The sequence below is a fragment of the Planktotalea sp. genome (assembly GCF_049680325.1).
In the GTDB taxonomy this organism is placed as follows: domain Bacteria; phylum Pseudomonadota; class Alphaproteobacteria; order Rhodobacterales; family Rhodobacteraceae; genus Planktotalea.
Genome location: NZ_JBAUHO010000061.1, coordinates 1 through 6,671, shown reverse-complemented (window position 1 = coordinate 6,671; position 6,671 = coordinate 1). Strand labels below are relative to the sequence as shown.

The 6,671-nt window shown below is 55.6% G+C and carries 7 protein-coding genes; 3 read left to right on the top strand and 4 right to left on the bottom strand.

Annotated features, from left to right (window positions below; genetic code table 11):
- The 4 genes from WBC85_RS02550 to WBC85_RS02535 all read right to left on the bottom strand — a co-directional run.
- Window positions 1-696: PCRF domain-containing protein (locus tag WBC85_RS02550; RefSeq protein WP_424433111.1), on the bottom strand; the 696-nt coding region annotated here is incomplete at its 3' end.
- A 295-nt stretch (window positions 697-991) separates the two neighbouring features.
- Window positions 992-1,372, bottom strand: coding sequence for a DUF1499 domain-containing protein (locus tag WBC85_RS02545; protein WP_424433110.1), 381 nt, complete (start codon window positions 1,370-1,372; stop codon window positions 992-994).
- A gap of 67 nt (window positions 1,373-1,439) precedes the next feature.
- A complete protein-coding gene (gene speB / locus WBC85_RS02540) occupies window positions 1,440-2,411 on the bottom strand; it encodes an agmatinase (RefSeq protein ID WP_424433109.1) in 972 nt (323 codons plus the stop codon).
- A 2-nt stretch (window positions 2,412-2,413) separates the two neighbouring features.
- On the bottom strand, window positions 2,414-3,583 hold the full coding sequence (locus WBC85_RS02535) for a M20 aminoacylase family protein (RefSeq protein ID WP_424433108.1): 1,170 nt from the start codon (window positions 3,581-3,583) through the stop codon (window positions 2,414-2,416).
- Between the two features lie 63 nt (window positions 3,584-3,646).
- Here WBC85_RS02535 and mazG point away from each other — a divergent pair, with 63 nt between their 5' ends.
- The 3 genes from mazG (at window position 3,647) to WBC85_RS02520 (ending at window position 6,646) form a co-directional block, all read left to right on the top strand.
- Complete coding sequence (gene mazG / locus WBC85_RS02530) at window positions 3,647-4,459, top strand: nucleoside triphosphate pyrophosphohydrolase (RefSeq protein WP_424433107.1); 813 nt, start codon at window positions 3,647-3,649, stop codon at window positions 4,457-4,459.
- Window positions 4,460-4,554: 95 nt separating this feature from the next.
- Window positions 4,555-5,559 (top strand): Fe(3+) ABC transporter substrate-binding protein, encoded by a 1,005-nt coding sequence (locus WBC85_RS02525; RefSeq protein WP_424433106.1) that lies wholly within the window; start codon window positions 4,555-4,557, stop codon window positions 5,557-5,559.
- 145 nt (window positions 5,560-5,704) lie between these two features.
- Complete coding sequence (locus WBC85_RS02520) at window positions 5,705-6,646, top strand: nucleoside hydrolase (protein WP_424433105.1); 942 nt, start codon at window positions 5,705-5,707, stop codon at window positions 6,644-6,646.
- Window positions 6,647-6,671: the final 25 nt, after the last annotated feature.

The window sequence follows — 6,671 nt, the reverse complement described above, 5'->3', positions numbered from 1 at the left end:
GTTCACGTGCTGACCACCCGCGCCCGAGGCACGCATTGTATCAATGCGGATGTCATTCGGGGAAATCACCAGATCAACCTCTTGCGCTTCGGGCAGAACCGCGACGGTTGCGGCCGAAGTATGGATACGACCGCCGCTTTCTGTAGTCGGGACGCGCTGGACACGGTGCACGCCGCTTTCATACTTCAGGCGCGCAAAAACGTTTTCGCCCTTGATGTGCCCTGTGACTTCTTTGATACCGCCAAGCTCGGTCAGTTGCTCTTCAATAATCTCGAACTTCCAGCCCCGCGCTTCTGCATAGCGTTGGTACATGCGCAGCAAGTCAGCGGCGAACAGAGCGGCTTCATCCCCGCCAGTTCCGGGACGGATTTCGATCATCGCAGGACGCGCGTCTGCTTCATCCTTGGGTAACAGCGCCAATTGCAGTGTTTTCTCAGCTTCTGGCAAAGCGGCCTGCAGGGCGGGCAGTTCTTCTTCCGCCAATTCCTTCATGTCCGGATCGTCCAGCATCAAGGTTGCTTCATCAATGTCTGACAGCAATTGGCGATAGGCGGCCACTTGCTCGACCACAGGCTTCAGCTCCGAATATTCGCGCGCGAGATCAGCAATTTCATTGCCCTCAGCGCCGCCCGCCATTTTCGCTTCGAGAAACTCGAAACGCTGGGTGATCTGCATGAGGCGGTCCATTGGAACCATGGCGAAAACTCCTGACAAATGCGCGAACTTGGCGCAGAGCCTTGCTTATGATACACTTGGGCGCATGAGAAAAGTCCTGACAGCAATTGCCATGATGCTTCCTTTGGCATCTCACGCGGATGTAACCAGTCCGAGCGGTAAAACCGTCGATTGCTATTGCACCGATAAAAGCGGATCGCGCGTCGAGCTTGGCCAAATGACCTGTCTACAGGTGGATGGACGTATGTTCATGGCCCAGTGCCAGATGAGCCTGAATGTCCCCATGTGGCGCGAGATATCAACAGGGTGCCTATCCTCACAACTGGGACAGCCACCCCTCTACACGCCGCTTGTTGACGCCCAGATCTGAGCGGCCAAAGCGTAAACGCGAAAAAATGCGCAGTTTGTTGCCGTGTTTCTGCACAGTCACATAATCAGGAAACCCCGCAATCCTTGTGCGGCTGATGTAGGTGATGTGTCCCTCGTCAACGCTGCCTGAAAGAACCTTGGCCCCGCTTTTGCGGATCACGGCATCCATCGCAGCCAAATCGACCTCGACAACGCGGATCGCGCCGCCTGCGAAATCCTTGTCCTGATCTGCGGTGACATCCAGATGCCAGCGACCCGGATCGCTCGGGGCAAGCTGGATATAGCCCACCGCGATCACCACAAGAGCTATTATTATCCAAATCCACATGCCGTTTCCCTTCATCTTGCCTCTGGTTTCCTAGTTATTCGGCTTTTCGGCGCGTCGACAGGCTATGTCACGTGCCTTTTCCCAAATGGTTCCAGCCCCAGAGCGACATAAGTTCAACCGCCACATGCGCCCCAGCAATCGCCGTTGCGCCGGTTGTGTCAAAGGGCGGCGAAACCTCGACGATATCACCGCCAACCATTTTGATCCCCGCCAGATCGCGCAGGATTGCCGCCGCTTGCCATGATGCAAGGCCACCCCAAACCGGTGTGCCTGTGCCGGGCGCAAAGGCAGGGTCAAGACAGTCGATATCAAAGGTCACATAGGTCTGATGATCGCCGACGATCTCTTTCACACGCGCCGCAACCGCAGCTGCGCCATTTTCATGCACCCAGCGCGCATCAAGTATATTTACGCCCATCGTATCGGGATTATCCGTGCGAATACCGATAGATACAGAGCGTTCTGGATCAATCAAACCAAGCTTGATCGCCTTGTAGAACATGGTTCCGTGGTCAATCCGCTCCATATTGTCATCTTGCCAGGTGTCTGTATGGGCATCGAACTGGATCAAGCTGAGGGGGCCGAATTTTTCGGCATAGGCCTTCAGGATCGGAAAGCTGATGTAGTGATCGCCGCCTAGGCAAATACTGCCCGCGCCAGCATCCAGAATACCCTTTATATGAGCCTGCAAGGCCGCAGGAAATTCACTGACCATCGCATAATCAAACGCCAGATCGCCGTAATCGACAATGCTCAGCTCAGAAAGCGGATCATACCCCCAGCCATATGGCGCGTCTGGCGATTGAAGGCTGGACGCCTCGCGAATAGCGCGTGGTCCAAGGCGGGTACCCGTGCGGTTTGTCACCGCCTGATCGAACGGAATGCCGGTGATCGCCAGATCAACGCCGCTCAGATCTTTGCTATAGCGTCGACGCAAGAACGAGGTTGCACCGCCAAAGGTGTTTTCATTGCTCAGACCGCGCAGATCATCACGGGTAAAGGCATGATCTACTTGTGTTTTTGCGTCTTCCAGACCCATAATCAGGCTCCTGCAATTGGCTGCGCACGCTCTACCAAACGGGCAAAGAAACTTGCTCCGACGGGGGCGACAGCATCGTTGAAGTTATACTCTGGGTGATGCAGTCCCGCGCTTTCGCCCTGACCTAGAAATAGGTAGGCACCGGGCCGCTCCTGCAACATATAGGCAAAATCTTCTGCCCCCATTTCACGGCCCGCATCGGCGATGACCTTGCTCTCGCCTGCAACCTCTGCCGCAACCTCGGCCGCATAGGCCGCTTCTTTGGCGTGGTTGATCGTGGCGGGATAGCCGCGTTCATAGCGTAGCGTCGCGCTTACCCCGTAGGACGCAGCCTGCCCCGCGACAATCTCGCCCAGGCGGCGTTCAACCATGTCCTGAACGACAGGATCAAAGGTGCGCACAGTGCCATTGAGATAGGCCGTGTCAGGAATAACATTATCGACGCTGCCAGTGTGGATTTGTGTGACCGAGACGACGAGATCATCAAGCGCATAGTGATTGCGGCTGACAATCGTTTGGATCGCCTGCGCAACGCCGCAGGCTGCAATCACGGGATCGCAGGTTTCATGGGGCATTGCACCGTGACCGCCGACGCCTTTGATATCGATGTGAAACGTGTCCACAGCCGCCATAATAGGACCGGGGGTCGTGTAAAAGCCGCCCTCGACAAAGCCGGGCGCGTTATGGATACCGTAGACCTGCGCGATATGAAAGGTGTCGAGAACGCCTTCCTCGACCATAACGCCCGCACCGCCGCCATTTTCTTCTGCGGGTTGGAAGATCAGCGCAACGCGCCCCGAAAAATTGCGCGTTTCTGCCAGATATTTTGCAGCGCCCAACAACATGGCGGTGTGCCCGTCATGTCCACAGGCATGCATTTTGCCCGCGTGCTCGGACGCATACTCCAGCCCTGTTGCCTCGATAATAGGAAGCCCGTCAAAATCAGCGCGCAGACCAATTGTCGGCCCCTCGCCTTGCCCGTTGATGATCGCGACAATACCCGTTTGCGCGATGCCCTCGTGCATCTCGTCCACGCCGATTTCGCGCAGGCGTTCCGCGATAAAGGCCGCCGTTTTGGAGCACTCAAAGCCGAGTTCTGGAATTGTATGCAGATGGCGACGCCATGCAGTCATATCAGCAGAAAACTCCGCAATTCGGTTCACGATCGGCATAGGATGGACTCCCCAAGGGCTATGGTTAGAAATGCATCTGACAGAAAAGGACAGGTTACTGCAATGGCTGACGATACGTTGATCCACGACCCGAAAGGCGGAATGCCGCGTTTGCTGGCGATTATGCGGGCATTGCGTCACCCCGAAACAGGCTGTCCTTGGGATATTGAGCAGGATTTCGCTTCTATCGCGCCCTACACGATTGAAGAGGCCTATGAGGTCGCAGACGCGATTGAGCGCGAAGATTGGGACGAGCTGCGTGGAGAGCTGGGCGATTTGCTGTTTCAATCGGTGTTTCATGCACAAATGGCGTGCGAACGTGGATTGTTCGATTTCGACGATGTGGCGAACACGATGTCCGACAAAATGCTCGCGCGGCACCCGCATGTGTTTGGCGAACAAAGCAACGCCAAATCTGCCGAGCAGCAAACGCTTGATTGGGAAGTCATCAAAGCAGCCGAGCGCGCGGGCAAAGCGCAAAGCGGCACGCTGGATGGTGTCGCTGTCGGACTACCCGCGCTTTTGCGCGCGAAAAAGCTGCAAAAGCGCGCTGCGCGCGTCGGGTTCGACTGGCCATCCACGGACGAGGTCCTGGACAAGATTGTCGAGGAATCGCGTGAGTTGGTGGAAGCGCGCGAAACGCTCACGCAGGCTGAAGTAGAAGAAGAATTCGGCGATCTGCTTTTCGTGATGGTCAATCTGGGGCGTCATTTGGGGATCGAATCCGAAACCGCCCTGCGCGCCGCGAACGCCAAATTTACAAGGCGGTTTGAAAGCATCGAAGCCGCGCTTGCGGCAAAGGGCAAAACTCCCGAGCAATCCGATCTGGCAGAAATGGATGCCTTGTGGGACGCGGCAAAGGCACAAGAAAAGTGAAGGACAATTAACCTGATTGTTTTATTCAGGTATTGACCTGACTGTTTTAGTCAGATTAAAACACGCCCATCGTAATCACACTCGAGGACCGCAAAATGCGTCTCACACTTCTATCCACCCTCGCCCTGGCCACGCTTGGAACACCAATGTTCGCTGAAGAAGTGAACATCTATTCGTACCGCCAGCCAGAGCTGATTAAGCCACTGACTGACGCGTTTACCAAGGAAACAGGCATCGAGGTAAATGTCGCATACCTGCAAAAAGGCATGATCGAGCGACTAAAGGCAGAGGGTGATCGCTCGCCTGCGGATATGGTGCTGACGGTCGATATTTCGCTTCTGTCAGGCATTGTGGCAGGCGGGTTTACCGCGCCGGTTGAATCCGAGTTGATGAACAACAACGTGCCTGCCCAATACCGCGATCCCGATGGGCATTGGTTCGGCGTCACGACGCGTGCCCGCATTGTCTATGCTTCCAAAGATCGTGTCGCCGCCAGCGATGTCACAACCTACGAAGATCTTGCCGATCCTAAATGGAAAGGCCGCATTTGCACGCGCTCTGGCACCCATGCCTATAACGTCGCGCTGACCTCTGCGGTTATCCATCACCACGGCGAAGCCGGCGCAAAGGCGTGGCTTGAAGGGATTAAGGCCAATCTTGCCCGCAAGCCCCAAGGTAATGATCGTGCGCAGGTCAAAGCGATCTGGTCGGGCGAATGTGATATTGCGATCGGCAACACCTACTATATGGGCGCTATGCTGGCTGACCCCGAGCAAAAGGAATGGGCCGACAGCGTGAACGTGCTTTTCCCGACGTTTGAGAACGGCGGCACGCATGTAAATATCTCTGGCGTTGCGCTGGTCAAATCGGCACCAAACCGTGACAACGCGATCAAGATGATGGAATTTCTGACCTCGCCGATGGCGCAGGAAATCTATGCCAAAGCGAATTTCGAATACCCCGTCGCGCCCGGCACATCCGCCGATCCTTTGGTCGAAGGTTGGGGCAGTTTTACCGCTGACGATGTGAACCTGATGACTTTGGCGGGCAACCGCCCTGCCGCTCTGCGCATCACCGAAGAGGTTGATTTCGACGGCTAACCTATCGTCGCATTTCACCCTTTCCGAAAAGGCCTGCGCTTTGCAGGCCTTTTTACGTTTACTGCAACATTCCGCCGAATCCGCAATGCCCCATGGACAAGGCAGGTGCGCTGCATCAGTTTGAGCAAAAAAGCAGGAGCCCGACATGCCAGCCAGAGACATCATAATAGATACCGATCCGGGGCAGGATGACGCGGCTGCGATCCTCTTGGCACTTGCCAGTCCTGAAGACATCAATGTGCTTGGCATTACAGCCGTTGCAGGCAACGTCCCCCTACCCTTAACCCAAAAAAATGCGCGCAGTGTCTGTGAGTTCGCAGGCAAAGTTGATGTTCGTGTCTTTGCGGGCTGCGATGCCCCTATGACGCGCGCTTTGGTCACGGCCGAACATGTTCATGGCAAGACCGGCCTTGACGGGCCAACGTTGCCTGATCCTAAAATGCCCCTTCAAGAAAAGCATGGCGTTGATTTTATTATTGAAACCCTGCGTGAACGCCCCTCAGGCACGGTTACGCTTTGTCCGCTTGGCCCGCTTAGCAATATTGCCACGGCGCTGACGCGCGCGCCCGATATTGCTGCGCGCATTCAAGAAATCGTCCTCATGGGCGGTGCCTATTTCGAGGTGGGCAACATCACCCCTGCGGCAGAATTCAACATTTATGTCGACCCAGAAGCTGCTGATGTTGTTTTTAAAAGTGGAATCAAGATCACTGTCATGCCGCTCGACGTCACCCATAAGGTTTTGGTCACGCCCGAACGCATCAAAGCCCTGCGCGCGGTGCAAACACCCGTTTGCGATGCTATGGCAGATATGATCGATTTTTTCGAACGCTTCGATACGGACAAATACGGATCCAGCGGTGCGCCGCTGCACGATCCATGTGTCACCGCCTATTTAATCAAGCCTGAACTCTTCACCGGGCGCCATATCAACGTGGAAATTGAAACCCGATCCGAGCTGACCTTGGGCATGACCGTTGCCGATTGGTGGGGCGTCACAGATCGCGCGCCCAACGCCATGTTCATGGGCGATGTTGACGCAAAGGGGTTCTTTGATCTTTTAACCGAAAGGCTGGCCCGCTTATGAGCGCCGCGCTTCACCTCGCCAAGAT

Bases quoted from the DNA above. Each gene is read 5' to 3' on its own strand.
- WBC85_RS02525 (WP_424433106.1), top strand. From the start codon at position 4,555: ATGCGTCTCACACTTCTATCCACCCTCGCCCTGGCCACGCTTGGAACA.
- mazG (WP_424433107.1), top strand. From the start codon at position 3,647: ATGGCTGACGATACGTTGATCCACGACCCGAAAGGCGGAATGCCGCGT.
- WBC85_RS02520 (WP_424433105.1), top strand. From the start codon at position 5,705: ATGCCAGCCAGAGACATCATAATAGATACCGATCCGGGGCAGGATGAC.
- WBC85_RS02535 (WP_424433108.1), bottom strand. From the start codon at position 3,583: ATGCCGATCGTGAACCGAATTGCGGAGTTTTCTGCTGATATGACTGCA.
- WBC85_RS02545 (WP_424433110.1), bottom strand. From the start codon at position 1,372: ATGTGGATTTGGATAATAATAGCTCTTGTGGTGATCGCGGTGGGCTAT.
- speB (WP_424433109.1), bottom strand. From the start codon at position 2,411: ATGGGTCTGGAAGACGCAAAAACACAAGTAGATCATGCCTTTACCCGT.